The sequence below is a fragment of the Oleiphilus sp. HI0066 genome (genome assembly GCF_001635725.1).
This window is the reverse complement of sequence record NZ_LWFH01000312.1, coordinates 1-745: the sequence shown is the minus strand read 5'-3', so window position 1 is coordinate 745 and position 745 is coordinate 1. Positions and strand designations below refer to the sequence as shown.

The 745-nt window shown below is 46.7% G+C and carries 1 pseudogene; it reads right to left on the bottom strand.

Annotated elements, in window-relative coordinates:
• Positions 1 to 169: 169 nt before the first annotated feature.
• Positions 170 to 745: pseudogene (locus A3738_RS30570) on the bottom strand (NADH oxidase); the annotation flags it as partial.

Below are 745 nucleotides of genomic sequence, written 5' to 3'. Positions count from 1 at the left end.
GCTTCCGCACCACGATCATCAGCTACCGTGGTGGAGGTCCATATAAATAGACACAAGCAGAAAAAGAAAAACGAGATGCTCTTAAGATGCGATGAACTCATGAGGCCAGTCCTTAGTTTATTATCATTGGCAGTCATGTAGAGCATACGCTTCAATAAAACCTTTGGTTTTAAGCGCTGATTCTGGCGTTATAACGCTTCGTCATGCGTGCAAAACGCACTCGATCTTTGATTAGAGTAAACAGCGGTGAAACATCGGCTTTAGGTGCTTTGCCCTTGCCTAGACGTTGCAACTGTCGGCGAACAATCGCCATGGTCGCCAAGGCGGAGATCGCCTTATCGCTAAAGTTTGGTTCAGGCATCGAGACCGTTTTATTCGGATCGGTTTTCCAAATATCAGGCAAGCGCGGCTCTAGAGCAAGACCAGTCGCGATACCAATCATATCGATACCCGCCTCAAGCACCGATTCTGCCACTGGTTTGCGTTTAATACCGCCTGTCGTCATTAATGGCATCTGGGCAACTTGTTTTAGCTCTTCGGCAAATTCTAAAAAGTAAGCTTCACGAGCAAGTGTTCGTCCATCGGCTGTACGACCTTGCATGGCAGGGCTTTCATAGCTACCACCAGACAACTCAACTAAATCAATCTTTTCATTATTGAGCTGTTCAATCACATAGCGTGCATCATCTTCAGAGAAGCCACCACGCTGAAAGTCAGCGGAATTGAGTTTAACCGACACCGCAAA